The sequence below is a fragment of the Acinetobacter sp. YH12117 genome (genome assembly GCF_013418865.1).
Classification (GTDB): domain Bacteria; phylum Pseudomonadota; class Gammaproteobacteria; order Pseudomonadales; family Moraxellaceae; genus Acinetobacter; species Acinetobacter indicus.
Map to the genome: position 1 here is coordinate 34,912 of NZ_VPBF01000017.1, position 26,651 is coordinate 61,562.

A 26,651-nucleotide genomic window follows, 5' to 3' on the forward strand; every position below is an offset into this window, starting at 1 on the left:
CTATTTTTTTTCGATCTGTATGAGTACGCTATCCGTGAGTGATCATCAACCTTTTGAATTGGTTACCCATTATCAACCTGCTGGAGATCAGCCGCAGGCCATTGAAAAGCTGGTGCGGGGAATTCAAAAGGGCATGCATGATCAGTTGCTGCTGGGGGTAACCGGTTCCGGCAAGACCTATACCATGGCCAACGTGATTGCCCAGTTACAGCGGCCAACTATTGTGATGGCGCATAACAAGACTCTGGCGGCCCAGCTCTACGGCGAATTTAAAGCCTTTTTCCCGCATAACTCGGTTGAATATTTTGTCAGTTATTATGACTACTATCAGCCGGAAGCCTATGTGCCATCTTCCGATACCTTTATTGAAAAAGATGCCGCCATTAATGATCACATTGACCAGATGCGACTGTCGGCGACGCGGGCATTACTGGAACGTCGTGACTCGATTATTGTGGCATCGGTATCGGCTATTTACGGTCTGGGTGATCCGAATGCCTATATGAGCATGTTGTTGCATGTGGTGCAGGGCGACCGGATTCAACGTGAAGATATCATCCGCCGGCTGGTAGAAATGCAATATAGCCGCAATGAACTGGATTTTTTGCGCGGGACCTACCGGATTCGCGGTGAAATTATTGATATTTTCCCGGCAGAATCAGAGCAGAATGCCATCCGGATTGAATTGTTTGATGATGAAGTCGATTCGATCCGCTGGTTTGATCCGCTGACCGGCAAAATGATCCGCAAAGTGCCACGCGTCACCATCTACCCGAAAAGCCACTATGTGACGCCCAAAGACCATTTGCAGCGCGCCATTGAAACTATTCGTGAAGAACTGAAAGAACGTTTAGGCTTTTTCCGTGCACATGACAAGCTGCTGGAAGCACAGCGCATCGAGCAGCGTACCCGTTATGATCTGGAAATGATGCAGCAGCTCGGCTATACCAACGGCATTGAAAACTATTCCCGTCATTTATCCGGTCGTCCGGCCGGTGAAGCGCCACCAACCCTGTTTGATTATGTGCCGGATGATGCCTTGCTGATTATTGATGAGTCGCATGTTACCGTGCCGCAAATTGGTGCCATGTATAAAGGGGACCGTTCGCGTAAGGAAAACCTGGTCAATTATGGTTTCCGTTTACCAAGCGCGCTGGATAACCGGCCAATGAAATTTGAAGAATGGGAACGGATTATTCCAAGCACCATTTATGTCAGTGCCACACCGGCGCAGTATGAACTGGAAAAAGCCGAGCAGATTGTCGAGCAGGTGGTGCGTCCAACCGGTCTGATTGATCCGGAAATTGAAATCCGTCCGGTGCTGACCCAGGTCGATGATGTCCTGTCGGAAATTAACCTGCGTAAAGATAAAAACGAACGGGTTCTGGTCACGACCTTAACCAAGCGCATGGCCGAAGATTTAAGTTCCTATTTAAAAGAATACGGCATTAAAGTGGCCTATCTGCACTCCGATATTGATACGGTCGAGCGGGTCAAGATTATTCATGAGCTGCGCACCGGGATTTATGATGTGCTGGTGGGGATTAACCTGCTGCGTGAAGGTCTGGACATGCCTGAAGTCTCGCTGGTGGCGATTCTGGATGCCGACAAGGAAGGCTTCCTGCGTTCCGAACGTTCGCTGATTCAGACTATTGGTCGTGCTGCGCGGAATATTGCCGGTAAGGCGATTTTATATGCTGACCGGATAACCGATTCCATGCAAAAAGCCATTGATGAAACTGAACGTCGCCGAGCCAAGCAAATTGAATTTAACCAGTTGCATGGGATTACTCCGCGCAGTGCTGTGCGTCAGGTTATTAAAGAAATTGATACCGGCGAGGTGCTGGAAGAAGACGTAATTGATGAGCAGATGGCAGCACAAACCTTGGCATTAACCGCGGATGAACGGCATATCGTGTCGGACCCGAAACTGTTTGCCAAGCATGTGGCCAAGCTGGAAAAAGAGATGCTCAAAGCCTCAAAAGAATTGCAGTTTGAACAGGCCGCACGTCTGCGTGATGAAATTATTCGTTTGAAGGCACAAATGCTGCAGTAAAGAAAAGTGTGGGAACTGTTAAAAAACTCCTTACATAACACAACAGTAAATACCTGAATTTACCGTTAATTTAGCCAAGTATGCTGAGAACTCCAGAACAATATTGAAGCTATAAGGTGACCTGATGAAAACGAATAATCTCCCTAAAGCGAGTTATAAATTAGCAAAAATTGCCGTAGGCGGGGCAGTGCTGGTCGGTTTAGGGCTGGCCACCATGGCTTATGCCCAGAAAGAGCCACTACCCACCGTTGAAAAAGTGGAATTGGATCGTTACCTAGGGGTCTGGTATGAGGTGGCACGTAAACCGATGTCCTTCCAGAATAAATGTGATAGGGATGTCACGGCGACCTATACCTTAAATGAAAATGGCAATATCAAGGTCGATAATCGCTGTATTACCAAAAATGGCGAACAAACCGTCTCTATTGGTGAAGCCTTTGTACAAAATGCGCCGTTTAATACCAAACTGAAAGTCAGTTTCCTGCCAGAATTTATCCGCTGGATGCCAATTGGTCGCGGTGATTACTGGGTGCTAAAACTGGATGAAGATTATCAGACCGTGCTGGTCGGTGAGCCACATCGCAAATATATGTGGGTGTTGTCGCGTACCCCGCAGGCCAATCCCGAAGTGATCAATGAATATCTCGAATATGCCAAATCTTTAGGCTATAACCTGGATGATATTATTCACACCAAACAGACAGCCCGTTAAAGCAATCTCCTACTAAAAATACACCATGCTTCGGCATGGTTTTTTATTTTTCGGTCAATAATTCATGCACGAACAGAGTTTTCCGGAGATGAACTGAGTATAATCAGCGCTCGGCAAAGATCAGGAGTGAAAGATGTATAAAGGCGTTGCTTTGTCTGTATTGGCATCCATCACTTTTGGTGTGCTGTATTTCTATACCCAGTTTCTGCAACCTTTAGACAGTGAAGAAACTTTTGCCTGGCGCATGCTGTCCACCTTGCCTTTTATCACCCTGTTTATGTGGTGGAGTGGTGATTTAAAGCATGTGGCCGAGATTTTCAGGCGGGTGCTACAACAGCCGCTTTTATTGCTGTGGCTGCTGATCAGTTCGTTCTTATGTACCACGCAACTGTGGCTGTTTTTATGGGGGCCAATTAACGGCCGTGGTCTGGAAGTGTCGCTCGGTTATTTCCTGTTGCCACTGGTGATGGTGCTGGTTGGCTGTGTGCTGTATAAGGAAAAACTGTCCAGCTGGCAAATGCTGGCGGTGGCGCTAGCCGTACTGGGCGTCGGACATGAAATCTGGCGCATTGGCAGTGTGGCCTGGGAAACTGTGTACGTGGCGCTGGCTTATCCTTTGTATTTCTTTTTACGCCGTCAGTTTAAAACCGACAATTTAGGCGGTTTCTGGTGGGATCTGTTCCTGATTTTACCGGTCGCGTTTTATCTGGGCTTTGTTTATAGCGACAGCATGGCATTGCTGTTGAATTACTCGCATCTGATCTGGGCCGTGCTGGGACTAGGTTTTTTAAGTGCCTTAGGTTTGGGCAGTTATATTCTGGCCAGCCGTTATTTGCCTTTTGTAATTTTTGGTCTGCTTAGCTATCTGGAACCGGTGTTGCTGGCTTTCGCTTCAATGATGCTGGGCGAGCGTGTTGAAGCCGATGAATGGCTGACCTACATTCCAATCTGGCTGGCGGTATTGCTGCTGGTGATTGAAGGTGTACTGCATGTACTGAAACAGAAACGGCAGGAGCGGGCCTTGCAAAAAAATGTCCAGAACTATCAGGACCGGCTGGAATAGCAAAAAATATTGTTATCAGTCGGTAAAATTTGTCTGATAAAGCAACAAACAGATAACTTGCTCTTTTTTATATGAAAAATAGCGTTTTTTAAAGATTTAGGTGCGAAATCATAAAAATAATTACAACTATTTTGCAAATTTATACTGAATATATAGCAAAATAGAGCGGTCTTAGACAGCTTTTGATTCAATCTTGCCGCCAATTCCATTACAATTGTCGGGTTTTGAATTTTATGCCTAGATATACAATTAATTAGAGGACGTATCTGTGAGCAAAGAGACTATCATCGCCCTACACGCAGAGCACCAAGGTCGCTGGAAAAACCGTGAAGAAATCGCGGAACAAATGATCGCTTTGATCGGTAAGCTGTACCGTGAGAAAAATATTGTTGTTTCAGTATTTGGACGTTCTTTAGTTAACCGTTCAGTGATTCAGATTTTAAAAGCACACCGTTTCACGCGTATGATGGACGTTGAGCTTTCAGTTGTACACACTTTCCCGATTCTTGAAGCATTAGCAAAAGTTGAAAACATTGGTACTGCTGAAATCGACCTGGGTAAACTTGCGGTTGCCTTTAAAGAGCAAGGCGGCGATGCAGATGCATTTGTAGCAGCGGCAGTCAAAGCGGTTGAAGGTCGTCCAACTTCTGTAGAAGGCCGTGATGTTGTACTTTACGGTTTCGGTCGTATCGGTCGTATCCTGGCACGTTTAATGATTGGTCAGTCTGGTCTGGGCCGTGGCTTGAACTTAAAAGCCATCGTAGTGCGTAAATCTGCAGATGGTGATCTGGAAAAACGCGCGTCTTTATTACGTCGTGACTCGATCCATGGTCCATTCTCTGGCACCATTTCTGTTGATGAAGAAAACGAAGCAATCATTGCGAATGGTCAGTTCATTAAAGTGATCTATGCTTCTAACCCGTCTGAAGTAGATTACACTGCATATGGTATTAACAATGCACTGGTAATCGACAACACCGGTAAATGGCGTGATGCTGACGGTCTGGCTCAGCACCTGCAATGCCCAGGCGCAGCACGTGTCATTCTGACTGCACCTGGTAAAGGTGACATGAAGAACGTTGTTTATGGTGTAAACCAGGGCGACATTCTTGATGAAGATGCCATCATCTCTGCAGCAAGCTGTACTACAAACGCAATCACGCCAACCTTGAAAGTGTTAGACGACAAATACAAGGTGCTTAACGGTCACGTTGAAACAGTTCACTCGTTCACTAACGACCAGAACCTGATCGACAACTACCACAAAGCTGACCGTCGTGGCCGTGCTGCGACATTGAACATGGTAATTACTGAAACTGGCGCAGCGAAAGCAGTTGCGAAAGCACTTCCAGCGCTGAAAGGCAAGTTAACCGGTAACTCTGTACGTGTTCCAACACCAAACGTATCACTGGCGATTCTGAACCTGACGCTTGAGAAAGAAGTTGAGCGTGACGAAGTGAACGAATACATCCGTCAAATCTCAATCAGCTCGAACCTGCAAGGTCAGATCGGTTATACCAACTCGACTGAAGTGGTATCTTCTGACTTCATCGGTTCGCGTACTGCAGGTGTATTTGACGCGCAAGCAACCATCACTTCAGGTAACCGTTTAACGGCTTATGTATGGTACGACAACGAAGTGGGCTATAGCTGCCAGGTACTGCGTATCGCTGAACAGATGGGCGGCGTAAGCTATCCAAAAGTTCCTGCTGAAACAAATGCTTAATTTGTAATGCAGACCAGAAAGAGCCTCATTTGAGGCTCTTTTTTATCTTTCATTAAAATAATAAGCAAAGACGCTATACAAAAAATTGCAAACCGTATCACGGTTTTTGGGCACAATTTCTGTCGAGAAAAACAAAAATGACAGATAGGATAAACCGTTGCCAAACAGATTGATGCTCCGCGGCATAATCTTGATGGTGCTGGCAGCCATGGTAGGTGTAGCAATTGCCTTATGGATTTTTCGGCATTTTCAGATTTATATTCCGCTCGAAAACCAGCAGGTCAATATTGATTTGCAGGAAGCACTCCAAGTCGAAGTTAAAATTCATGATGCACTGGATGTCGATGTCAGTGGCCGGGTCAATGCGGTTATTCCCATTCAGGAAAATCTGGATATTCCGCTGACCCAAACCTTAAATCCACGGGTGTATTTTGATACGCATGTGCCAATCCGTACCACCATTCCGGTGCGGGAAACCTTAAAAATTAACCAGCCTTTGGCGGTTGATACCCAGGTCAAAGTCAGGTTGATGGGTAAAGACATCAGTTTGCCGCTCAAAGGCACCATTCCCATTGTGCTGGATGTCCCCATTCATATGGATGTGCCACTCGCGCAAAAAGTCCATTTGAAATTTAATGCGCCGGTAAAAACGGTATTAAAAGAAAACCTGAATATTCCATTAAAAACCACACTGAATACCCAGATTCCGGTACAAGGTCATTTAAATGTGCCAATTCAAACCGCGCTGAAGGCCTCGGTGGATGTAAAAAATACCTTGCCAATTAAGATTGAGCAGGGTGAGCTGAATATTCCTTTAAACAGTATTCGTCTGGCGACGGCCGAAACGGCGCAGCCACAGACTACTGTACAAATGGTCGAGTAGAGGAGCGTGCAAGATGTTTTCTTCACTTCGCCATCAGCTTGTGTTGGGCTTGATTGTGGCTGCGCTGGTCGCACTTCTGTTCTGGCTGTATTTAAATATTCAGGCCTCGATGTATGTGAATGCCCAAAAAGCACGGCTGTTGTTACCGGAAGATTTACCCACTCATATTGAGGTCGGCAATTATTTACAGGCGCATACCCAAGGCCATTTAGATACTGAAATTCAGCTGGATCAGCAGGTGCAATTGCCGTTAGAAGGCAAATATCCGGCCAATCTGCAATTTGTGGTCACCACACCGATTGATGTAAAAGTGGACTATAAAACCCATATTCAAATTGATCAGCTGATGCCATTACAGACCAGCACCGATTTAATCTATCAGAATCCGTTATTGCCCAAACTGCCGTTACAGCTGGATATTCCAATTAAAATGAGTGTGCCGTTTCATTTGCAGCGCACCTATCGGCTGCCGGTCAAGATTTTATTTAATGGCCCGGTCGGTCTGGAATTTCATGAGCTGTTAAAGGTCCGCTTACTGCATCAATTTGCGCCGCAATTAAATCTGAATGATCCAATGACCTTGCAGAAAGTTTCCGGTTTTAATGCCACGATGCGTAATGTTGAACGACGCACACAAGCCAATTTAGACATGACAATGGATCTGAAACTGAGCCAAATCCATCCATAAACTGAAGCTGACTTTAGATCAGTTTCTGCAAAATGCTTGTAATACTTGCCGTTGGACGTCCCAGTAACGTTTGCAAATCCTGACTTTGGCTATACATGACGCCATTTTGGGTTTGAGCATCGACATCCGCCAAGAAACTGGCAAAACCCTCATCTAAGCCCACCTGTAGCAACAGTTGCTCAAAGACTTCAGGGCTTAAGTTATTGTACTGCACTGGTTGTTGGCTCACTTCGGAGATGGCTTTAGCAAGATCAGCCTTGGTAAAGCTTTGGCTTGATGCTAACTCATAGGTTTTATTCAGATGGGTATCTGTGAGTAATACACGTGCAATTGCTTCAGCATATTCGTCACGAGACGCGGCACTAATTTGACCATCCCCACTTGCACCGTATATTGCGCCATGTTGGATCTCTTGGGTTAAGCCACCCAAATAGTTCTCGATATACCAGTTGTTGCGAAGCAGGGTATAGCTCAATCCACTTTCTTGAATCAATTTTTCAGTTTCACGATGTTCCTGTGCCAAGCCTAAACTGGAGTGATCTGCATTTAACAAACTGGTATAGGCAATATAAGGAACTTGACTTGCCTGGGCGGCTTCAATCACAGCCTGGTGTTGTGCCGTACGACGACCAATTTCATTGGCTGAAATTAAAAGTAACTTATCTACGCCCAATAATGTGGTACTTAAACTTTCAGGCTTGTCGTAGTCGAAATGGCGGATTTCGATGCCTTGCGGTAATTGTGCCTGGGCTTTTTCAATATTACGGACCAACGCAATAAGGTGATGTTCTGAACTTAAATTGAAAAGATGGTGGATCACCAATTGACCCAACTGACCGGTTGCACCTGTAATTGCAATATTCATATCTCACTCCAACATTGTTTGAAAAATAATCTTGATGGTTAAATACTAATCTGCTAACTTACTAAATGTAAGTACGTACCAAAAAGTAAGCCTATTACTCACAGGAAAGATTTTTATGTCAGCTTATGAAACCAGTAAATTGCTTGGTCAGGTTTTATCCACGGATTGTCCATCGCGTGAAATTTTGGAACACTTAACCAATAAATGGTCGGTATTGGTTCTGCGCTGTTTAAGTGATGGTGTACATCGTTTTAGCGAGTTAAAACAGCGCATTGAAGGGGTGAGCGAGAAAATGTTAGCGCAGACTTTAAAAATGCTGGAACAAGATGGTTTTATATTAAGAACGGTTTATCCCGTTGTGCCACCAAAAGTAGAATATCAGCTGACGATTTTGGGTTCGCAAGCGTCTGAAAAGTTAAATTACTTGATTGGATGGGTAGAGCGTAGTTTGCCTGAGATTTTAGAGAATAAAGCGCGCGTTTCAAAATAGATATTAAGTTGCGGGTGGGGAAGCAATAATGAAACCCTCTGAACCTCTGGTCGCGACGCTTTTGGCGGTCTATGCCATTATTTTGACTTTTATTTCATAGCCGAATTCCATAACTTAAGCACAAACATGTTGGGCTCATTTTCAATTTCTGGAAGACACGACTGGAGATCAAAGCTTAAAGGATAGGATTAAATAATTTAATCATAAAAGAATAGGATTATATTCAAGCTATTCGCGGAGGTTAACGTCGAAAAATATCGAGTTTATTGATTATCGAGTATCTAGGCTTGGAAAAGAAATGGGTCATACTTTTATCGCGTTAGGTCAGAAGTTAATGCGCTATGCAATTGATCAACAATAATGAAAAGAAATATTTTTATAAGCTAGTTTAAACTTCTCATTCAGCATAACAGCCCCTCATCCTAGCCTTCTCCCAAAGGGAGAAGGAACTTGCAGGATTTATCTTATGAATGAGTCATGAGCAGTGATGAATCAAAATATTTTAAGCCTGTTTCATCTTTTTAAAATCAAAACGGTCAATCACTAAAATGCCAAGCGCAAAGACTAGTCCAAGTGCCACACAGCCAATCCATTCAAAATGTTCCCAGGCATACACCGCACCGAGTGAACCAATGGCTGCCCCTGAAAAGTAAATGGTCATATATACCGCATTAATTCTTGAACGCGCTTTAATATCAATCCGATAGACCAGGTTCTGGTTTAATACGTGAAATGCGGTCAGGCCAAAATAGCTCATCAGTACCCCAATCGCGTAGACCACAATATTCTGCTGGGTAAAAAACAGCGGAATACAGGACAACAGCATCAGGGAAATACATAGCGTTGCAACCAGATTTTCCTTGCCTTGTCCCACGGTTTTCCCCGACCAGCTGGCCGAATAAATCCCGATCACGCCAAGTAAGCCAAACAGGCCAATTTCAAAATCACTAAAATGATAAGGCGCGCTGCCCAAGACAAAGGTCATTGAGGTAAAGACCATCGACAAAATACCGAAGCCCAAGGCACCGGCACAGGCGCGGCGAATTAAATGCGGATGATGCTGCGCCAGTTTAAATAAGGAACGGTAAATTCCCATCACCGTTAAACCGGATTGTGGCTCGGTATTCGGCAGTTTGTGCCACATCAGCAGGGCAAAGCCCAAGGTCAGTATTCCGCTAGATAAATACACACCTTCCCATGACCAGTAAGTCGATACAAAACCGGCAAAGGTGCGCGACAGAATAATCCCCATTACCAGACCACTCATCAGTTTACCGACAATGGCAGCACTCGATTCCGGCGGACTAATGGTCGAGGCAAACGGAATTAACACCTGCGCGGAAATCGCACCAAAAGTGGCACATAAGGTAAAGAAATACAGTCCAGACAGGCTGCTGCTCAAAGACAGCAGGATTTGTGAAATTGCCGCGAAGACCATCAGACTAACAATTAGCTTGCGTTTATTGAGTAAATCACCCAGTGGCACCAATAGCATAAGTCCTAAACCATAACCAATTTGCGCGACTACTACAGCAAAGCCGGCTTGACTGGTGCTAATGCCCAGACTTTTTTCAATTGAATAAATGAGTGGCTGGTTAAAATAGGCAGAACCGGCACAGAGGCCACAGGCCAGCGCCATCAGTAATACAAATTGAGGGGACAGCACTGGCGTGGCGGTTGGGGAGGACATAACAATTTCTCAAGTCAGCGAGTAGCACACTATAGGTGTTGTGGACTGAAAATAGAAATAAGAAAAAACAATCATTTGATTGCTGAATATCATGCTTGGAAAAAAATAAGCGCTGTCCGGTTTTAGCTAGATTGCGCTTTTTAGATGGCGACACACAAATTGTAAAAAGAATTGTGAGCACAATAGATTTGCTGCATAAATTATTCGAGAAATCCTTTAAAATATGGCAGAATAGGCGGTTTTAAAGTTTTTAGAGGATTGGCAAGATGCGCTTTGTTGATGAAGCAGTCATTACCGTAGAGGCTGGCGACGGTGGCAATGGCGTAGCCAGTTTTCGCCGTGAAAAATTCGTACCATTTGGTGGTCCAGATGGTGGTGATGGTGGTCGTGGCGGTAGCATTTATATTCAGGCCGATGACGACACCAGTACACTCGTAGATTATCGTTATACCCGTAAATTCCGTGCTGAGCGCGGTAAAAATGGTGCAGGCGCAAACTGTGCTGGCCGTGGTGGTGAATCTGTGGTGCTGAAAGTACCGGTAGGCACCACGATTGTAGATACAGATTCTGGTGACATTATTGCTGACTTGGTCGAAGACGGTCAGAAAGTACTGGTTGCCCAGGGCGGTGATGGTGGTTTGGGGAATACTCACTTCAAATCATCGACTAACCGTACCCCGCGTAAATTTACCACAGGTGTGAAAGGTGAATTCCGCGAAATCCGTTTAGAGCTGAAAGTGCTGGCAGATGTTGGCTTACTGGGTATGCCAAACGCCGGTAAATCAACCTTTATTCGTGCAGTATCGGCAGCAAAACCAAAAGTTGCAGACTATCCGTTTACCACCATGGTGCCAAACCTGGGTGTGGTCGATGCCGATCGTCATCGTTCTTTTGTGATGGCCGATATTCCAGGTCTGATTGAAGGTGCGGCAGAAGGGGCCGGTTTAGGGATTCGCTTCCTGAAACACCTGGCGCGTACCCGTATTCTGCTTCACATTGTCGATGTACAGCCAATTGATGGTTCAGATCCGGCACACAATGCCCGTGCCATTTTGAACGAGCTGGAAAAATTCTCGCCAACGCTGGCCAAATTGCCAGTAGTCTTGGTGCTGAACAAGCTCGACCAATTACCGGAAGATTCACGCGAAGAATGGTGTAAACATATTCTGGAAGAACTGCAATGGGATGGTCCGGTATTCCAGACCTCGGGCCTAATGTCTGAAGGTACCAAAGAAGTGGTGTACTACCTGATGGATCAGATTGAACAGCAACGCGAACGCGAAGTTGAAGATCCAGACTATGCAGCAGAAATGAAAGCCTTCCGTGACCAGCTTGAAGCTGAAACACGCGAGCAAACCATCGCCGCTAAAGAAGCTTATCGTGAAATGCGTCGTCAGCAACGTCTGGCGGGTCAGGGCGATGACTTCGATGATGACGATGAAGATGATGGCGAAATGGAAGTATATTACGTACGTTAAGCTCTTGATGAAGAGTAACTGAGGACAAGATGATAGAAGTGGTAGATGGGCAACGTCAGCTCCAGGGTTGTAAACGAATCGTTGTTAAAATCGGATCATCTTTACTCACAGCAAACGGGAAAGGCTTAGATCTGGATGCAATTTCGCATTGGGCGAATCAGATTGCAGATCTGCATAATGCAGGACACGAGATTATTCTGGTGTCCTCCGGTGCTGTGGCTGAAGGCATGGTTCGAATGAAACTAGAGAATCGACCCACTGATCTACCCAGTCTTCAGGCTTGTGCGGCCATTGGTCAAATGGGCCTGGTACAAACCTGGTCCAGCGTGCTGGAAAAACACGACATTAAAACTGCGCAAGTGTTATTAACTCATGATGACCTGGCAGATCGTCGCCGTTATCTCAATTCATGTGATGCCTTGCAGCACCTGATTGACTGGCGCGTGATTCCGGTGATTAATGAAAATGACACGGTTTCCACTGACGAAATCCGTTTTGGTGATAACGATACCCTGGCAGCTATGGTGGCCGGACAGGTACATGCGGATCTGTTGATTATCCTGACCGATCAGCAAGGCATGTTTGATTCTGATCCGCGCTCTAATCCGGATGCCAAACTGTTCCATACCGTACGTGCTTTAGATGAAAGCCTGTTCGATATGGCCGGTGGCGGTGGCAAGTTTGGTCGTGGCGGTATGTTAACTAAAGTCCGTGCTGCGCGTTTAGCGGCCAAATCGGGCTGTCCAACCTTAATTGCCAGCGGTGAAAGTGACAATGTACTGGCCCGTCTGATGGATGGCGAAATGCTCGGTACGCTATTTATTACCGACAATGATCGTATCACCGCACATCAGCAATGGCTAGCGGCGCATCTGCAAACCGCAGGCCGTCTGGTATTGGATGAAGGTGCGGTAAAAGCCATCAAGGAAAATCATCGCAGTCTGTTACCGGTGGGTGTACGCGCCGTGGAAGGGCATTTCGAACGTGGTGATGTGGTGGAATGTGTAGATCGCCAAGGCCATCGGGTGGCTGTGGGACGGGTGAACTTCAGTTCGCGTTCAGCAGATATTATTAAAGGTCTGGCCTCGGACAAAGTGCATCAGGTATTGGGTGAAGCGCGTTCGCTGGAAATGATCCATCGTAATCATATGGCTATTTACTAGCAAAAACATGCACTTACTTGCAGTGTTTAAAACGCTATGAAAGTGATTGAAAATCAATATTTTTATCTCACTTTGTACTGTTAAGCAATAACAAGTAATTTCATTGAAACACCGTACACATGGAGGTTAAACTGGAGGTTAAATCAGTCTAACCTCTTTTTTTATGTGGTTCTAACCTCCACAGGTGTGCAATGCTTACTAAACAACAGATTGAAGCTATAAAACCAAAAGAAAAGCTGTTTAAAATCAGTGATGGCGACATGCTTTATATATTCACCTCTCCAACTGGAAAGAAAGTCTGGAAGGTGCTTTATACGCTTGATGGAAAAAAAGGGACTGTCACAATAGGCGAGTATCCGCTTATCTCTATTAAAGAAGCACGATTGAAACGTGATGAAATAAAAATCATGCTGGCCAGTGGTATAAGTCCAGGTCAGAAAAAGAAAGAAGAAAAGCAAAAGCAGCTTGAAGGCATGAGCTTTAGAGAGTTGATTGAATCTTATAGGGATGTTGTATCCCCCACTCATAAAGGACATAGGCAGGAAGTTGCTTCTCTCAACTTATTTATCCGGTTATTTCCTAAACTTATGCAGAAGCCAGTTAGCCAGGTGGATCAGCTCGATATGATTGAGTTTAGAAATGAACGCCTGAAGATGGTTAAGGCTGCAACAGTTAAGAGAGATTTAGGCTTGCTGGGTAGTGTGTTCAAGTATGCACGACAGGAGCTTCGTATCATCACAGGTTCACCATTGGCTGATATTTCAAAGCCAAGCGAATCAGACCATAGGGACAGGCGCATATCTCAAGACGAAATAGATCAGATTCTAAAAGCATTCAGTTATCACCCAACATTCCAGCCAGTGAATAAAAAACAGCAGACCGCCTGGGCATTCTTATTTGCTATCGAAACAGCGATGAGAGCCAGCGAAATCGTTGGTATGAAATGGGCGAATATCACGGATGATTATGTGCTTTTGCCTGATACAAAAAACGGTACTTCGCGGAAGGTTCCACTCTCCATGAAAGCAAAAGAATTGCTGGAGTTGATGAAGGGAATCCATGAAGAAACAGTTTGCACTCTCACAAGCGCGAATACACTTTCACAGTATTTCTGGCAGGTCGTTACTGAAAAACTAAAAATTGAAGATTTAAATTTCCATGACACCAGGCATGAGGCCACCACAAGACTATCCCAAAAACTACCAGTTCAAGACTTGGCAAAAGTCACAGGACATAAAGATTTAAAAACGCTGATGAAGTATTACAACCCGACTGCGACAGAGCTGGCGAATAAAATTAATGGGGTGGGGTGATGGCTAGAAAAAGAGAAAAACAATGTGATGGCGGTTTTTTGAATACCTCTATATCTGAGCAGAGCTTATATTTATTTGATGGCCTGAATATTGATAGGCAATCTTTTTTAGATGATGCTGGCTTGATTCTGGGTAGGGCGAAACTAGATATTCAGGTCAGGGAAACAAGAAATTCAGCGCAGGAGGATGTTATCCACCTTGAGAAAATGGAGAGATTAATTAAAAATTTAGTTGATGAAATTAATCTAACATCATTAAATCAAAATGCTTATATGCTTGAAGCCTGGTACAAGATGGGGCTAAGTAGCTTACTTGATGAAGAATTAAAATCCTCATTAATTAAATATCAATGCTCAATTATTTATTCAAAAGAAGAAATCAAAAAATATTCTAATTTAAAGGGAAGAAATACAAATCATATTGAGGCTAATCTTATCTGCACAATAAATTTTCTTTTTGAAAAGTGTAAGACTGGCAAGGTTAAGGCCGAAGATAAATACAGTTTTATTAGTGATTTTTTGCGATTAAATCAAATACCAACAGTTCCAAAAGATATTGATAAGATTAGAAAAATTATAAGTAAAAATAAAAACAGGTAGTTATTCAACTTAAAGAGGGTGATTTTCTACCCTGATACACAAATCTTAGAAAAACGAAACTGCACCTATGCAATAACGCATAACGTAATAGAAAGGTGCAGTATGCAAACGCGCGAACAATTCTACCGAGCTAAACAAATCGCTTCAGCTCCAGCCACTCCAGAAAAAATCCACGTTTATAAAACTGGCGCAAATGCCGGAAAAACCCGAAAACTAAACGCCAAGCCAGCACGACAAGGTATTTTGCCAATCTCAGAAAAAACTCTATGGGCCTGGACACGTGAAGGTAAATTTCCGCAGCCGATCCGCATGGGTGGCAATGTCACTGTCTGGAGAGCTTCAGACGTTCAGAAGTGGATTGAGGAGCAGTCAGCATGAATAACACCCAATTAAAACAAGTCCTAGCACACCTCAAGCAAGGCAAGACCATTTCACAGGCCGAGGCTATCGACCTCTTTAACTGCTACCGATTGAGCGCAATCATTCAGCGTTTACGGTGTGCAGGTTACGACATTGTGACCCACTACGAGCGCAATAATTCAGGCATTGGCCGACATGCGCGGTATGAGCTTATTAAAGAGGTGGCAGCATGAATAACAATCATAAGCACTATCTGAAATCGCTTGTTGAATACATGAAGCCATTGGCAGCAGAAAGCCACTATTTTAAAAACTTCAAATTATCCCAGCAGCACCAGGGTATTAAAGGTGGGAAAAAATGAAACTATTTGAAAAATTCACATTGCAAAGACCTGATCATATTGGTTATAGTTCCCTTGCTTTGGGCAAAATCTCAAAGTTAGCTTTGGTCGGCTATGAATACTCAGCGCATACAGTCCGCTTAATGGACTTTTTTTGTATGTGTATTTTCTCTATGCGTTCGCATGTTATGGCGGAGCTGGAGGGGGAAGCGTTCGCGCTTGCCAGTCACCTGAGTTACTGGTCGACCAACCCCTTTCAGCTTTGCCACCTAAATTACTTGGTCGTAATTGGCAAGGCTCCTACAAACTCAGGAGCGCATTCTCATGCCTAATCAAATCAATAAAACAGCAGCAAATCATTTAGAAGATGCTCAAGTCTATCTTGAATCACTAGAGAGCGTATTGCTTCGCTTGTACACTAGCTACGACCAGTGCGACCTTTCAGATGGTGACGCAAAGGCCATGCTCAGTGTGTGTGAAGTGCTGGCGAATGGTGCTTTAGAAGATATTGAAAGTGCCAGTGTAAAAACTAAATTATATATTTCCGCTTATATCGACTTAGCGAATGGCATTGTAGTCACTATTGATGAGTTATCAGATTTCAATCTAGCTAAAGGCCACACAGCAGCAGCTATACACGGCCTGTTCTTAGTGGCTGGACAATTAAAAGAATCATTAGAAACTGCGGTTTATGCTGTTATGAAAGGGGGTGCAGCATGAATGCTAAAATCCCTTGCGATAAAACTATCGACTTGTTTGGTGGTTCCGCTCCCTTAGCAGTCAGCACTGATCCGGTGACAGGCAACATAACCGAATATCATTCGATTGAAGATTTTGTAAAAGGCTGCATTGATGAGCAGAATTTTAAAGTTAAGCCTGAGAGCTATATTTATTCTGAATTGCCGGAATATAACTGCGAAGAATGTGAAGCGCTCCCTCTAGTTAATCCTAATGAATTAACTGAAGTTATAGGGTATGGAATCAGAGGCACGGCTAAAAAGTACGATACTAGCCAGACACCATGTAAAGAAATTGATTCTAAAAAAATATCATTTTCTATTGGCAGAGCTGGAATATTCGCAAGCAACACAAATAATAAATATATGCCGTATGTTCTAGGTACAGACAATATAGATTTATTTGTGAAACTTGCTAAGGCTGGGGAGGCCGTTGTACTTCATAAAGATATTGATGCAGCGTATCAGATTATAAACAATGGTATGCCTGAAACAATATTTAAAATGTTAGTTGGTGAAAAACCTCCAGCCAATAATGCTGATTTATTTATCCAGGCAGATGAGGATTTAAAAAATTTAAGTCCTAATCTGATTAAAAAGTTTTTCTTTGATAAAAAACAGCAGATCATAAAATCAATCGAATCTGGCCTAATCGCACAGCCTCAAGTTGAGGATATGCCAGCGGATCGGAAAGCTGAAAAGCTGGATAGCTGGCAAGCTCCAATAAGCCTGAGAAATGACACCCTGATTCAATCAAAACCTTATCCTATTGATGAGCTACCGGAAGTTGTGAGGAATGCAATTCTTGCCACCGCTGAATATGTACAAGCTCCGGTTGCAATGGCTGCTCAATGTGTTTTAGCCAGTATTTCATTTTTAGCACAAGGCAAGGTTAATGCACCCAAAGAAACCAACAGGGAGGGTATGCCATCATCTTTGTTCTTTTTAACTGAAGGTGGTAGCGGTGGGCGCAAGTCATCTTGTCAAAAGCTGGTTGAATTACCCATTCGAGAGCATGAGCGCCAGCAGTATGATGAGTATAAAAAATCACTGGAAGATTGGAATGCACGGTCGAAAACAATTGAATCGAAAGAGTTCGCGCAGTGGGCTTTAGATAATCCCAGACCAACCGATCCGACCAGTATCTTTTCTGATATTACTATCGAAACCCTGACCAAGTTTTATATTAAAGGGATTGTAAAAAATGCCTCACTCAGTAGTGATGAGGCCGGACAGTTCTTTGATGGTCACACAATGAAGGGTGACACGGCCAAAAGTGCGTTAGGTGCATTCACTAAGTTGTTTGATGATGGGTATTGTCAGAGAAACCGCGCGTCATCTGATGATAATGGAACGGCTTATGATGTTCGCCTAACCTTCAACCTACTCGGGCAACGTGCTGTACTGGCTGGAGCTTTAAACGATCCAACACTAAGAGGACAGGGATTTTTACCTCGATTCATTTTAACCGCTCCAGAGAGTATTGCTGGGCAGCGAACACATACAATTGAATTTAGACAAAAGCTAAAAAATTCACACAATGACCCTCGATTAACTAAATTTTGGAATCGCTGTAGAGATATTTTAAAAGACGAGCTACCAGTTCTTTTGAATGAATCAGGAGAGGTTCCGTATTTTCCAGTCATGCAGTTATCAGGTGAAGCTGAGTTACTAGAGCTTGAGTTCTACAATGAGTGTGAAATTTTGCAGGGTAGCGGAAAACAGTTTGAATTTATGCAGCCTTTCGCTAGTCGTGCAAATGAGCTTGCCAGACGTTTAGGTGCTGTCCTGGCTTACTTTGAAAACAAGTCTGAAATTGATTCTGAAATCATGCAGGCAGCTTGCGCTGTTATTAGACATTCTTTGTCTGAGTGGTTCCGATATTCAGATATTGAAGTAGCCGATGAAAGTGATTCTGAGAAGCTGATTAAGTACCTTTTAACCAAATGCAAAAAGGAAAAAACCAACCGATTGCAAAGAACGGTAGCAATGAAAGGCGCACCACTTCAAATAAGAAAAGCGAAGGAATTTGATCCTTGTTTGAATGAGCTGATCGAGTTTAATTATGTGCGACTGGTGACAATTAACCGCTCCACTTACATTGAATTAAATCCGGCATTGCTGAAATAGTTGCGATTTTGCGATTTATGGCTGAAACCCTTATGGCATAAGGTTATCCATGTCGCAAAGGGTGTGCGATTCCAATGCGGAGTATGCGAAATGATCCGATATACTCCGCACATGTCGCATACGAATCGCAAGAGCAATGCGAAGCGGAAAGATAGACAGGGCAAGGCTTACAAGGAAAAATCGCAAAATCGCAGAATTTATAGAGTTGGCAGAAAATCACAGACATTAAAAAGCCACCAATGGGCTAGAAAGGTGGCTTAGAAGGGTAAGAAGATATAACCCTATAAGCCAATTATGTACTGGATTTAAGAAAAATTCAATTGATACAGGATTGATTAATTATGATGATTCAACCCGAAATTATAGAAACAGTTTTACAGGAAAATGGTATTAATAGAGCGCAGGCAAAAACAATTGTTGAGCAAGTGAAATTGGTTGTATCTGAGAGGTCGGCAAATATTCAAAGCTATATTGATGCACTTTATATTAAGGCTATCGAGATGAATATCAAGCCAAGTCAAAACGGTACGATTTCAGAGCAGCAGGCAGTTAAGTTGCTGGGTAAATCAAAAGCATTTTTTAGGGTGGCCAGACTGCAAAAAAGATTAACTCCAGATTGTGTACTGGTGGGCAATGAGTACAGATACACGATTTATAACATTGCCGAATACTTGGCTAAACGAGATAGTTATAAGGCGTTATAAAGCCAAAACATAGAATAGAAATTACAGTTTATATTTTGCTCATATTCCCCCTGATATGAGCTTTTTTTATGAAAACCAATGTTACTACCCTAGTTAAAAGTATTTTTGTTCAGCACAGAGCGGAAAAAGAATCCACTAGACCTGAAGAACTTGCAATCAAACATTTCGGTAAATCCTCAGCTGTTGCACAGATGATGGCATCAAAAGGATTCACAGACCCAACACAGGCAGACTATGCAGCAATCGCAGCCAGTCAGCAGTTTGTTAGCCTGGTCAAAGAAAGAAGCTTGATTGGTCAGATCGAGGCACTTGGCAAAAACCTTTATATGCCACTAAACACCCCATTAAGTAGTTTTGACTTGTCACCTTGCGAAGTTGTACCGCAGGCCATGCCTACATCAATTTTGACCGAAACCTCAGAAATTGGATTCAACCTAGATTTTAAAAAAATTGGTGGATATGCCATTTTTCCAGAGCGTTACTTCAAAAGCGATTACTACAGCCTGGTAGAGCCATTGATTAACACAGCTTTAATTAATAGCTATGTTGCTGGCGAGAATGCAGACTTTATAGAAACCATTACAGCAGACGCGACTACAGTCACCGCCACAGGCTCCACAATGCCGACACTACTGGCAGACATTACCAACGCCTTAGCTTCGATTGATGACCCACAGGACGCAATCCTACTGCTTAATCCGTTTACTGCTTTAAATATTGCGAATGAATTGGAGTTGGATAGCCTGGGCGTGAATGGCGGATCAATTCGAGGTATTCCAGTCATCACAAACAAATCAGTAAATGAAAATCAAAAGATTGTATTTGATCTAACTAAGCTCACTTTGGCTACCGATCCAATTGTAGAGCTGAAGTTAACCAATGAGGCGACAGTTACAACGGCAACAAGTGAGCCAGTTTATTTATTCCAGGAGAATAAGGTGGCAATCAAAGTAATGGGTATTAATGGCTACAAGTTCCTGGATGGATATAAAGCAACCGTGATCGAAGATGCTGAAGTGGTAGAGGGCTGATGATATGGAAAAAGCCTATTCAACATTGACAATAAAGTCAGTAGATAACGAAAAGCGAATCATTAAGGGGATAGCCTCCACTATTTCACCGGATCGGGCAAACGATATTGTTGAAGTTAATGGAATGGTATTTGATCTACCTTTCCCTTTTCTTTGGCAGCATGACCACTCGAAGCCTATTGGCAATGTAGTTGCTGCAAAGCGTTCCAGCAAAGGTTTAGAAATTGAGGTACAGATTGCAAAAATCAAAGAGGCTGGAAGTTTAAAGGATCAGGTAGACCATGCCTGGAATGCAATCAAGGAAGGTTTGGTTCGTGGTTTAAGTATTGGCTTTAGACCACTGGATTATGAAATTCGTTCAGGTGGTGGCATTCATTACACTGCAATCGAAGTATATGAGACAAGTGCGGTAACAATTCCGTGCAATATCCAAGCCACAATTACCGAGATTAAGCGAGCATCTAATGCAGGGGTGCGGTTATCGGGATCAGGGCATAGGACTGTTAAATTAAATAGAGGCGGTGTGAAGTTATCACCAATCAGTGCGGATATTGTAGCGGATGGATTAAGCCACCATGAGAAACTCTTAGCTGCTCAACTGGCCTATGCCGATCCAGTGAAACGCAAGAGCTTGCTGGAGCCATTCATTAATGAGTTTGGTGAAGATAAAGCCAATAAGGTTCGATTGATGGCGGATAGTTTAAGGGGTGACTTATGAAACCAACATTTAAAACTAGAATGATGGCAATGCTACCGAAGAATGATTATAAGTTCCGCGGGTATTCTGTGGAGGTGCTTCAGCATAATGGCCGACAAATGAAGCCAGCAGAAACGGACTTTATATCCAGTGTACAAAGGCTTCCACCTGAAGGAATTGCAGAGGTGCTGTGCTTATGGGAGAACCAGGAGAATAAGCTGGAATTGGTTAAGATTGCCATGTTGTTTCATATTTATCGAAATGACTTTGATGCTTATCTGAAGAACAATAGAAGCAATCCGAAAGTTAAAAGAGCTTTTGAAATATGGGGAAGGATTAAAAGCAATCAGACCCGATCCTTTAAAGCATAGTTATTCAATACAGGTGGTGGGCTAGTCCCATCACTTTTTTATTTAGGGTGGAGTAATGGCAAGATTACCAACATTAAAACCACGGCTTCAGGTAGCAAAGACCAAGCCACGGATCGACCAGGTGCAGAGAGGGACAGCTCGATTATATGGCAACACTTGGCAGCGGATCAGACAGCAGGTATTACTTAAAGGTGAATACACTTGCGCTGAGTGTGGCAGGGTCAGCATGTTTGATATGGAAGTAGACCACATAAAACCGTTGTGGATGGGTGGATCGAATAACCTGGATAACCTACAGCTATTATGCAAATCACCTTGTCATGAGTTAAAGACAGCAGAAGAAGCGACCCTGAGAGGTAGGGGGGCGCTTTGATTGATAAAAAAAGGAATTGGTTAGCGTTAATCGCGCACCCTCACATTTGCAAAAAAAACTGCTTTTTTAGGAATGTTTACCGATGGAGCTAACCAAGAAAAAACAGAAATTTATTGAAGGTATCAGGCAAGGCATGAATCAAAAGGAGGCAGCTATTTATGCTGGATGTCCTGAAAAATCAGCAAAACAGCAAGGTTATAGGTTGATGCAGGATAAACAGGTGAAGTTTTACCTGGAGAGAGATATACAACCTAAAAATATTAACATTCCAGAGATTATTAACAATTCAACCGATCCGCTTGAGCTGCTTAGTCAGCTTATGAATGATGAGCTGGTGGATATGCACACCAGACTGGAGGTAGCTATATTTTTACTGCCTTATTTCCACTCAAAACACGCCTGAATTGACTATTTATTAAACTTGATGTATTCGCGTACGCGCGCGCACAACACTGCTAATTTGTGGTTTTAGGGCTTAAAATCCCAATAGAATTAAGATGAGTTTAGCAGGCCGGTTCCTTATCTTTGATGTGCTGAAGAACAATAATCCCCCCCCGATGGTCAAGATGACCATACCTTAGCCACCAATAAGATGAGCAGCTTATTCAAAATCTCCAACCGCGGCCAAGCACACGCGACTGAATGCACGTATCTGCAATCGAAAGTATTTTGTGATTTTTTTAGAGTGCTGGAGGTTAGGCTGGAGGTTAAAATTTAAATGAGAAAATAAAATACAATAAAAACATGAGGTTAAATCTATGATAAATCACAATCATATGGCGATTTACTAAGCCATACAGATTCAACTTAAGAAATACAAAAATCCCGCTTCCGAGCGGGATTTTTTATTTTGGAAATAGAGGTAACGAGCAATTTACTTAAACTGAATCGTCCCGTTGGCATTCACCGTCATCTTCGATTCACCGGCAGCCATATCCGGTGCAGGTGCTGCTTCAGCCACTGCAAACTTGGCGGTATTGGCGCGCATTGCAATCGGGCGCGGGGTATAGTTATTGGTATTCATGTTCAGATTGACCAGCTGATAGCCTGATTTATTCCAGGCCTGGGTCAATAACTGTGCGCGTTGCTGGAAGTTTTTCGAAGCTTCGACCAGTAGCTCATTTTCGACTTTCTTACGCTGGCTATCTGACACACTAAAATGTACTGATTGAGTTTGCAGGCGCTGCTGCAGCTCGCCAATGAGCTGGCTGGCGGCTTTAAAGTCGGTACTTTCCAGATGAATTTCGGCACGACCGCGCCATTCTTTCAGTTTCTGACTGTCATTGTCATAAACCGGATAAGTCGACTGTGAACCACTTTCTACTTTAACCGTTGAATATTTTCGCGCTGTGGCCATCGCCTGATTCATAATTTGGGTGATCTGATTGGCCAGTTCAGAAGGCTGTTTATGACTGCGCTCGATATACAGCACTGCATTCATCTGGTCATTGGATACCTGACGGCTGGCTTCTGCCTGAACATTGATCAGGTTATAGTTCAGTTTTTCGGTGGTCTGCGCCAAGGCACTACCTGAAACTGTGGCGGCCAATAAGCAACTGGAGAGAGTAATAAAACGCATGATTTTGTCCTGTTTTTATAGGTATTTATCTATCAAAGCATATTAGCCAAGCAATATGGCTAATTTTTGCAGAGTTTGTGGTGGGATTGTAAAAAAATAATAAAATCTACTGACTCGGAATGGCTTGATTATTTATTTTAAAACAATATGTTATATTTAATAGTGGGTTTAATTCTGTAGGCAACTTACATAGGGTTAAAAAAAATATCAAGAATGCGGTTTTCTTTCTGCTGTCACATTGTAAGATGATAATTCAATCTAATGGTTAGACCGATAGAACTTTTCGATAAAATTAGCTCGATAAAATGCCAAAAGCGGTTTATTTTCCTGAAAAATTAGGTATCATCGCGCTCCTAGTTATTGAATATTATCTAGATCATCTAACTAGATTTTTATAAAGCACCGAGTCAAAGGACCACAAGTCGCCCGACTTATTTCTTCAACCCATATCAGAGATGGTAATTCGATATGAGCGTTACTTCTGTAAACCCTGCCACCAATTCCACAAACGAATACTACTTGACTCGCCAAAGTCAGATGGAATCGAATGTGCGTAGTTATCCTCGTAAATTACCGTTAGCGATAGCGAAGGCACAAGGTTGCTGGGTTACCGATGTTGAGGGTACGACGTACCTAGATTGTTTAGCTGGGGCAGGTACATTGGCTTTGGGCCATAATCATCCTGCGGTGATTCAAAGTATTCAAGACACCATCGCGAGTGGTCTTCCTTTACATACTTTAGATTTAACTACACCTTTAAAAGATGCATTTACTGAAGCGCTTCTTGCTTACCTGCCAGGTGGTAAAGAAGAGTATTGCTTGCAGTTCTGTGGTCCATCTGGTGCAGATGCAACAGAAGCAGCAATCAAGCTTGCAAAAACATTTACCGGCCGTAGCTCTGTAATCAGCTTCTCAGGTGGCTACCACGGTATGACTCACGGTTCGCTGGCAATGACAGGTAACCTGTCTGCCAAGAATGCCGTAAACGGTTTAATGCCGGGCGTACAATTTATGCCGTATCCACACGAATACCGTTGCCCGTTGGGTCTTGGCGGTGAAGCAGGTGTGGATGCACTGACTTACTATTTCGAAAACTTCATTGAAGATGTGGAAAGCGGTGTTACTAAACCGGCTGCTGTAATTCTTGAAGCAATTCAGGGTGAAGGCGGTGTGGTTACTGCGCCTACCAAATGGCTGAAAAAAATCCGTGAAGTGACTGAAAAACACAACATCGTGTTGATTCTTGACGAAGTTCAAGCAGGCTTTGCGCGTTCAGGCAAAATGTTTGCTTATGAACATGCTGGTATTGAGCCAGACGTAGTGGTTATGTCGAAAGCGGTTGGTGGTAGCTTGCCACTGGCGGTGTTAGGGATTAAACGTAAGTTTGATGCTTGGCAACCAGCAGGCCATACCGGTACTTTCCGTGGTAACCAGCTGGCAATGGGTACTGGTCTGGCGACAATCAACACCATTAAAGAACAAAACCTGGCGCAAAATGCGCAAGAGCGTGGCGACTTCCTGCAAGCTGAACTGAAAAAACTGGCAGTTGAATTCCCATGTATCGGTAACGTACGTGGCCGCGGTTTAATGATTGGTGTTGAAATTGTAGATGAGCGTCAGGAAAAAGACCGTTTAGGTGCTTATCCTGCAGATTCACAACTGGCTGCTGCAATTCAGGCTGCATGTTTTGACAACAAACTGTTGTTAGAAAAAGGTGGTCGTGGCGGTACGGTAATCCGTTTACTTTGCCCGCTGATCATTAATCAGGAAGAGTGTGTAGAAGTGATTGCCCGCTTCAAGAAAGCTGTGGCTGAAGCACTGAAAGCAGTACGAGGCGCATAATACATGGTAGATTTTGCAGAACATCGTAAAGCCTTACTCTGCAATGATGCTCAATCTATTGCTGACTATGAGTCAGCAATGGACCAAGCGACAAAAGCTGTCGCAGCATGGTTGCAAAACGATAAAATGTACACCGGTGGTAGCATTAAAGAGCTACGCAGTGCCATTTCATTCAATCCATCGAAAGAAGGTCTGGGTGTACAGAAATCTTTAGAGCGCATGGTCGAGCTGTTCCTGAACAAGAGCTTGAAAGTTCACCATCCGCATTCACTGGCGCATTTGCACTGTCCAACCATGGTGGCCAGCCAGATCGCAGAAGTGTTAATTAACGCCACTAACCAGTCCATGGACTCATGGGATCAAAGCCCGGCCGGTTCATTAATGGAAGTGCAGTTAATCGACTGGTTACGTCAAAAAGTCGGTTACGGTTCAGGTCAGGCCGGTGTATTCACTTCAGGTGGTACGCAGTCTAACCTGATGGGTGTGCTGCTGGCGCGTGATGCCTGCATCGCGAAAAACTGGAAAGACGAAAACGGCAAGCCGTGGTCAGTGCAGCGTGATGGTGTACCGGCAGAGGCAATGCGTAATGTCAAAGTCATCTGTTCTGAAAACGCACACTTCTCTGTGCAAAAGAACATGGCGATGATGGGCATGGGCTTCCAGTCTGTGGTGACCGTTCCTGTGAATGACAATGCACAGATGGATGTGGTTGCACTTGAGAAAACCATGGCACACCTTCAGTCTGAAGGCAAAATTGTGGCATGTGTGGTGGCAACTGCAGGTACAACCGATGCGGGCGCGATTGATCCATTAAAAGAAATTCGTGAAATCACCAACAAATATGGCGCGTGGATGCACATTGACGCGGCGTGGGGTGGTGCACTGATTTTGTCGAATAACTATCGTTCTATGCTCGATGGCATCGAATTGTCGGATTCTGTGACGCTTGATTTCCACAAGCATTATTTCCAGACCATTTCATGTGGTGCGTTCTTGTTAAAAGACGAAGCCAACTACCGTTTCATGCATTATGAAGCTGAGTACTTGAACTCTGCTTATGATGAAGAGCACGGCGTACCAAACCTGGTATCGAAGTCACTGCAAACCACGCGTCGTTTTGATGCCTTGAAATTGTGGATGACAGTTGAAGCCTTGGGCGAAGAGCTTTATGGTTCAATGATCGATCATGGTGTGGATTTAACCCGTGATGTTGCTGCTTATATTAGAGCAACAGATGGTCTTGAGTTGCTGGTAGAGCCGCAATTTGCATCGGTGTTGTTCCGTGTGGTGCCTGAAGGCTATCCGGCTGAATTTGTTGATGCCTTAAACCAGAACGTCGCAGATGAACTGTTTGCGCGTGGTGAAGCGAATATTGGTGTAACCAAAGTGGGTCAGGTGCAATCATTGAAAATGACCACGTTAAGCCCGGTTGCAACATTAGACAACGTGAAAAACCTGCTGGCACTTGTGCTGGCAGAAGCAGAGCGTATTAAAGCTTCAATTGCAGATGGTACTTACACACCACCAATCGCTTAATCGCATGCTGCAAAGAAAGAGAGGCCTATAGGGCACTGCTGTCCCATAGTTTGCTTTAAATAAAAAAACCTGAGTCCTAACAGTTAAAATATGAGTGTAAACAAACACTTTAACGACCAGGATTCAGGTTTTGTCACATCAGAATACCGTATTTCATGAGCTAATTAAACCTGTTGTGCGACAGGATTTTGAACAACTTGCTAAAGTACACCATGTTGGACAGAA

General features: G+C 43.7%; 28 protein-coding genes. 25 read left to right on the forward strand and 3 right to left on the reverse strand.

Translation table 11 applies throughout. The features are described 5' to 3' along the window. The first annotated feature begins 34 nt into the window (after positions 1 to 34). The 6 genes from uvrB to FTU55_RS08000 all read left to right on the forward strand — a co-directional run bounded on the left by uvrB (position 35) and on the right by FTU55_RS08000 (position 7,128). Positions 35 to 2,056, forward strand: a complete 2,022-nt coding sequence (gene uvrB / locus FTU55_RS07975; RefSeq protein WP_180046717.1) for an excinuclease ABC subunit UvrB — start codon at positions 35 to 37, stop codon at positions 2,054 to 2,056. Positions 2,057 to 2,180: 124 nt separating this feature from the next. Continuing rightward, a complete protein-coding gene (locus FTU55_RS07980) occupies positions 2,181 to 2,768 on the forward strand; it encodes a lipocalin family protein (RefSeq protein ID WP_005176705.1) in 588 nt (195 codons plus the stop codon). 133 nt (positions 2,769 to 2,901) lie between these two features. After that, positions 2,902 to 3,831 (forward strand): EamA family transporter RarD, encoded by a 930-nt coding sequence (gene rarD / locus FTU55_RS07985; RefSeq protein ID WP_005176706.1) that lies wholly within the window; start codon positions 2,902 to 2,904, stop codon positions 3,829 to 3,831. Between the two features lie 268 nt (positions 3,832 to 4,099). Then, a complete protein-coding gene (locus tag FTU55_RS07990; RefSeq protein WP_075167798.1) occupies positions 4,100 to 5,557 on the forward strand; it encodes a glyceraldehyde-3-phosphate dehydrogenase in 1,458 nt (485 codons plus the stop codon). Between the two features lie 172 nt (positions 5,558 to 5,729). Next, on the forward strand, positions 5,730 to 6,440 hold the full coding sequence (locus FTU55_RS07995) for an MFS transporter (protein WP_373685469.1): 711 nt from the start codon (positions 5,730 to 5,732) through the stop codon (positions 6,438 to 6,440). Between the two features lie 13 nt (positions 6,441 to 6,453). Then, complete coding sequence (locus tag FTU55_RS08000; protein ID WP_180046718.1) at positions 6,454 to 7,128, forward strand: hypothetical protein; 675 nt, start codon at positions 6,454 to 6,456, stop codon at positions 7,126 to 7,128. 13 nt (positions 7,129 to 7,141) lie between these two features. Here the strand turns inward: FTU55_RS08000 and FTU55_RS08005 are convergent, their stop codons facing one another. After that, a complete protein-coding gene (locus FTU55_RS08005; protein WP_180046720.1) occupies positions 7,142 to 7,993 on the reverse strand; it encodes an SDR family oxidoreductase in 852 nt (283 codons plus the stop codon). Between the two features lie 115 nt (positions 7,994 to 8,108). On the opposite strand from FTU55_RS08005, the gene FTU55_RS08010 reads away from it, so the two are divergent. Then, on the forward strand, positions 8,109 to 8,483 hold the full coding sequence (locus FTU55_RS08010; RefSeq protein WP_016660049.1) for a helix-turn-helix domain-containing protein: 375 nt from the start codon (positions 8,109 to 8,111) through the stop codon (positions 8,481 to 8,483). Positions 8,484 to 8,985: 502 nt separating this feature from the next. Here the strand turns inward: FTU55_RS08010 and FTU55_RS08015 are convergent. Continuing rightward, positions 8,986 to 10,173, reverse strand: coding sequence for an MFS transporter (locus FTU55_RS08015; protein ID WP_180046721.1), 1,188 nt, complete (start codon positions 10,171 to 10,173; stop codon positions 8,986 to 8,988). 266 nt (positions 10,174 to 10,439) lie between these two features. Between FTU55_RS08015 and cgtA the strand changes: the two genes are divergently transcribed. From cgtA to FTU55_RS08090, 16 genes are all read left to right on the forward strand, one after another. Beyond that, positions 10,440 to 11,651, forward strand: coding sequence for an Obg family GTPase CgtA (cgtA, locus tag FTU55_RS08020; protein ID WP_005176732.1), 1,212 nt, complete (start codon positions 10,440 to 10,442; stop codon positions 11,649 to 11,651). A gap of 29 nt (positions 11,652 to 11,680) precedes the next feature. Further along, complete coding sequence (proB, locus tag FTU55_RS08025; protein ID WP_005176735.1) at positions 11,681 to 12,814, forward strand: glutamate 5-kinase; 1,134 nt, start codon at positions 11,681 to 11,683, stop codon at positions 12,812 to 12,814. Positions 12,815 to 13,005: 191 nt separating this feature from the next. Continuing rightward, positions 13,006 to 14,127, forward strand: a complete 1,122-nt coding sequence (locus FTU55_RS08030; RefSeq protein ID WP_180046723.1) for a site-specific integrase — start codon at positions 13,006 to 13,008, stop codon at positions 14,125 to 14,127. Further along, on the forward strand, positions 14,127 to 14,726 hold the full coding sequence (locus FTU55_RS08035; protein ID WP_151833926.1) for a hypothetical protein: 600 nt from the start codon (positions 14,127 to 14,129) through the stop codon (positions 14,724 to 14,726). The genes FTU55_RS08030 and FTU55_RS08035 overlap by 1 nt, the downstream gene beginning before the upstream one ends. A 102-nt stretch (positions 14,727 to 14,828) precedes the next feature. Next, entirely contained in the window at positions 14,829 to 15,104 is a 276-nt protein-coding gene (locus tag FTU55_RS08040; RefSeq protein ID WP_126562358.1) for an AlpA family transcriptional regulator, read from the forward strand. Then, a complete protein-coding gene (locus FTU55_RS08045; RefSeq protein ID WP_168405096.1) occupies positions 15,101 to 15,319 on the forward strand; it encodes a helix-turn-helix domain-containing protein in 219 nt (72 codons plus the stop codon). Before FTU55_RS08040 ends, FTU55_RS08045 begins: the two co-directional genes overlap by 4 nt. Next, positions 15,316 to 15,447, forward strand: coding sequence for a hypothetical protein (locus FTU55_RS15135; protein ID WP_257223329.1), 132 nt, complete (start codon positions 15,316 to 15,318; stop codon positions 15,445 to 15,447). The genes FTU55_RS08045 and FTU55_RS15135 overlap by 4 nt, the downstream gene beginning before the upstream one ends. Continuing rightward, positions 15,444 to 15,758 (forward strand): hypothetical protein, encoded by a 315-nt coding sequence (locus tag FTU55_RS08050; protein ID WP_180046725.1) that lies wholly within the window; start codon positions 15,444 to 15,446, stop codon positions 15,756 to 15,758. Before FTU55_RS15135 ends, FTU55_RS08050 begins: the two co-directional genes overlap by 4 nt. Continuing rightward, positions 15,751 to 16,146, forward strand: a complete 396-nt coding sequence (locus FTU55_RS08055) for a hypothetical protein (protein WP_180046727.1) — start codon at positions 15,751 to 15,753, stop codon at positions 16,144 to 16,146. The genes FTU55_RS08050 and FTU55_RS08055 overlap by 8 nt, the downstream gene beginning before the upstream one ends. Further along, entirely contained in the window at positions 16,143 to 18,293 is a 2,151-nt protein-coding gene (locus FTU55_RS08060) for a DUF3987 domain-containing protein (RefSeq protein ID WP_180046729.1), read from the forward strand. The genes FTU55_RS08055 and FTU55_RS08060 overlap by 4 nt, the downstream gene beginning before the upstream one ends. A 341-nt stretch (positions 18,294 to 18,634) precedes the next feature. Further along, entirely contained in the window at positions 18,635 to 18,997 is a 363-nt protein-coding gene (locus FTU55_RS08065; protein ID WP_104488758.1) for a hypothetical protein, read from the forward strand. 68 nt (positions 18,998 to 19,065) lie between these two features. After that, a complete protein-coding gene (locus tag FTU55_RS08070; protein WP_180046731.1) occupies positions 19,066 to 20,028 on the forward strand; it encodes a hypothetical protein in 963 nt (320 codons plus the stop codon). Between the two features lie 4 nt (positions 20,029 to 20,032). Then, positions 20,033 to 20,746, forward strand: a complete 714-nt coding sequence (locus FTU55_RS08075; protein ID WP_180046733.1) for an HK97 family phage prohead protease — start codon at positions 20,033 to 20,035, stop codon at positions 20,744 to 20,746. Further along, the gene (locus FTU55_RS08080; RefSeq protein WP_180046734.1) at positions 20,743 to 21,096 is read left to right on the forward strand and encodes a hypothetical protein; all 354 of its coding nucleotides are present in this window, start codon (positions 20,743 to 20,745) and stop codon (positions 21,094 to 21,096) included. Before FTU55_RS08075 ends, FTU55_RS08080 begins: the two co-directional genes overlap by 4 nt. Positions 21,097 to 21,151: 55 nt before the next feature. Beyond that, positions 21,152 to 21,469, forward strand: coding sequence for an HNH endonuclease signature motif containing protein (locus tag FTU55_RS15305; RefSeq protein ID WP_180046736.1), 318 nt, complete (start codon positions 21,152 to 21,154; stop codon positions 21,467 to 21,469). Positions 21,470 to 21,551: 82 nt separating this feature from the next. Continuing rightward, positions 21,552 to 21,872, forward strand: coding sequence for a terminase small subunit (locus FTU55_RS08090; RefSeq protein ID WP_180046738.1), 321 nt, complete (start codon positions 21,552 to 21,554; stop codon positions 21,870 to 21,872). Between the two features lie 471 nt (positions 21,873 to 22,343). Here the strand turns inward: FTU55_RS08090 and FTU55_RS08095 are convergent, their stop codons facing one another. Next, positions 22,344 to 23,048: an SIMPL domain-containing protein gene (locus FTU55_RS08095; RefSeq protein WP_180046740.1), complete on the reverse strand. Its 705-nt coding sequence runs from the start codon at positions 23,046 to 23,048 to the stop codon at positions 22,344 to 22,346. A gap of 468 nt (positions 23,049 to 23,516) precedes the next feature. On the opposite strand from FTU55_RS08095, the gene FTU55_RS08100 reads away from it, so the two are divergent. Continuing rightward, positions 23,517 to 24,890, forward strand: coding sequence for a diaminobutyrate--2-oxoglutarate transaminase (locus tag FTU55_RS08100; protein WP_005176742.1), 1,374 nt, complete (start codon positions 23,517 to 23,519; stop codon positions 24,888 to 24,890). Positions 24,891 to 24,893: 3 nt separating this feature from the next. Next, positions 24,894 to 26,426 carry an aspartate aminotransferase family protein gene (locus FTU55_RS08105; RefSeq protein ID WP_180046742.1) on the forward strand — a complete coding sequence of 511 codons (1,533 nt, stop codon included), beginning with the start codon at positions 24,894 to 24,896 and terminating at the stop codon, positions 26,424 to 26,426. The last annotated feature ends 225 nt before the right edge of the window (positions 26,427 to 26,651 follow it).

Bases quoted from the DNA above. Each gene is read 5' to 3' on its own strand.
- FTU55_RS07980 (WP_005176705.1), top strand. From the start codon at position 2,181: ATGAAAACGAATAATCTCCCTAAAGCGAGTTATAAATTAGCAAAAATT.
- rarD (WP_005176706.1), top strand. From the start codon at position 2,902: ATGTATAAAGGCGTTGCTTTGTCTGTATTGGCATCCATCACTTTTGGT.
- FTU55_RS07995 (WP_373685469.1), top strand. From the start codon at position 5,730: ATGCTCCGCGGCATAATCTTGATGGTGCTGGCAGCCATGGTAGGTGTA.
- FTU55_RS08000 (WP_180046718.1), top strand. From the start codon at position 6,454: ATGTTTTCTTCACTTCGCCATCAGCTTGTGTTGGGCTTGATTGTGGCT.
- FTU55_RS08005 (WP_180046720.1), bottom strand. From the start codon at position 7,993: ATGAATATTGCAATTACAGGTGCAACCGGTCAGTTGGGTCAATTGGTG.
- FTU55_RS08010 (WP_016660049.1), top strand. From the start codon at position 8,109: ATGTCAGCTTATGAAACCAGTAAATTGCTTGGTCAGGTTTTATCCACG.
- FTU55_RS08015 (WP_180046721.1), bottom strand. From the start codon at position 10,173: ATGTCCTCCCCAACCGCCACGCCAGTGCTGTCCCCTCAATTTGTATTA.
- cgtA (WP_005176732.1), top strand. From the start codon at position 10,440: ATGCGCTTTGTTGATGAAGCAGTCATTACCGTAGAGGCTGGCGACGGT.
- proB (WP_005176735.1), top strand. From the start codon at position 11,681: ATGATAGAAGTGGTAGATGGGCAACGTCAGCTCCAGGGTTGTAAACGA.
- FTU55_RS08030 (WP_180046723.1), top strand. From the start codon at position 13,006: ATGCTTACTAAACAACAGATTGAAGCTATAAAACCAAAAGAAAAGCTG.
- FTU55_RS08035 (WP_151833926.1), top strand. From the start codon at position 14,127: ATGGCTAGAAAAAGAGAAAAACAATGTGATGGCGGTTTTTTGAATACC.
- FTU55_RS08040 (WP_126562358.1), top strand. From the start codon at position 14,829: ATGCAAACGCGCGAACAATTCTACCGAGCTAAACAAATCGCTTCAGCT.
- FTU55_RS08045 (WP_168405096.1), top strand. From the start codon at position 15,101: ATGAATAACACCCAATTAAAACAAGTCCTAGCACACCTCAAGCAAGGC.
- FTU55_RS15135 (WP_257223329.1), top strand. From the start codon at position 15,316: ATGAATAACAATCATAAGCACTATCTGAAATCGCTTGTTGAATACATG.
- FTU55_RS08050 (WP_180046725.1), top strand. From the start codon at position 15,444: ATGAAACTATTTGAAAAATTCACATTGCAAAGACCTGATCATATTGGT.
- FTU55_RS08055 (WP_180046727.1), top strand. From the start codon at position 15,751: ATGCCTAATCAAATCAATAAAACAGCAGCAAATCATTTAGAAGATGCT.
- FTU55_RS08060 (WP_180046729.1), top strand. From the start codon at position 16,143: ATGAATGCTAAAATCCCTTGCGATAAAACTATCGACTTGTTTGGTGGT.
- FTU55_RS08065 (WP_104488758.1), top strand. From the start codon at position 18,635: ATGATGATTCAACCCGAAATTATAGAAACAGTTTTACAGGAAAATGGT.
- FTU55_RS08070 (WP_180046731.1), top strand. From the start codon at position 19,066: ATGAAAACCAATGTTACTACCCTAGTTAAAAGTATTTTTGTTCAGCAC.
- FTU55_RS08075 (WP_180046733.1), top strand. From the start codon at position 20,033: ATGGAAAAAGCCTATTCAACATTGACAATAAAGTCAGTAGATAACGAA.
- FTU55_RS08080 (WP_180046734.1), top strand. From the start codon at position 20,743: ATGAAACCAACATTTAAAACTAGAATGATGGCAATGCTACCGAAGAAT.
- FTU55_RS15305 (WP_180046736.1), top strand. From the start codon at position 21,152: ATGGCAAGATTACCAACATTAAAACCACGGCTTCAGGTAGCAAAGACC.
- FTU55_RS08090 (WP_180046738.1), top strand. From the start codon at position 21,552: ATGGAGCTAACCAAGAAAAAACAGAAATTTATTGAAGGTATCAGGCAA.
- FTU55_RS08095 (WP_180046740.1), bottom strand. From the start codon at position 23,048: ATGCGTTTTATTACTCTCTCCAGTTGCTTATTGGCCGCCACAGTTTCA.
- FTU55_RS08100 (WP_005176742.1), top strand. From the start codon at position 23,517: ATGAGCGTTACTTCTGTAAACCCTGCCACCAATTCCACAAACGAATAC.
- FTU55_RS08105 (WP_180046742.1), top strand. From the start codon at position 24,894: ATGGTAGATTTTGCAGAACATCGTAAAGCCTTACTCTGCAATGATGCT.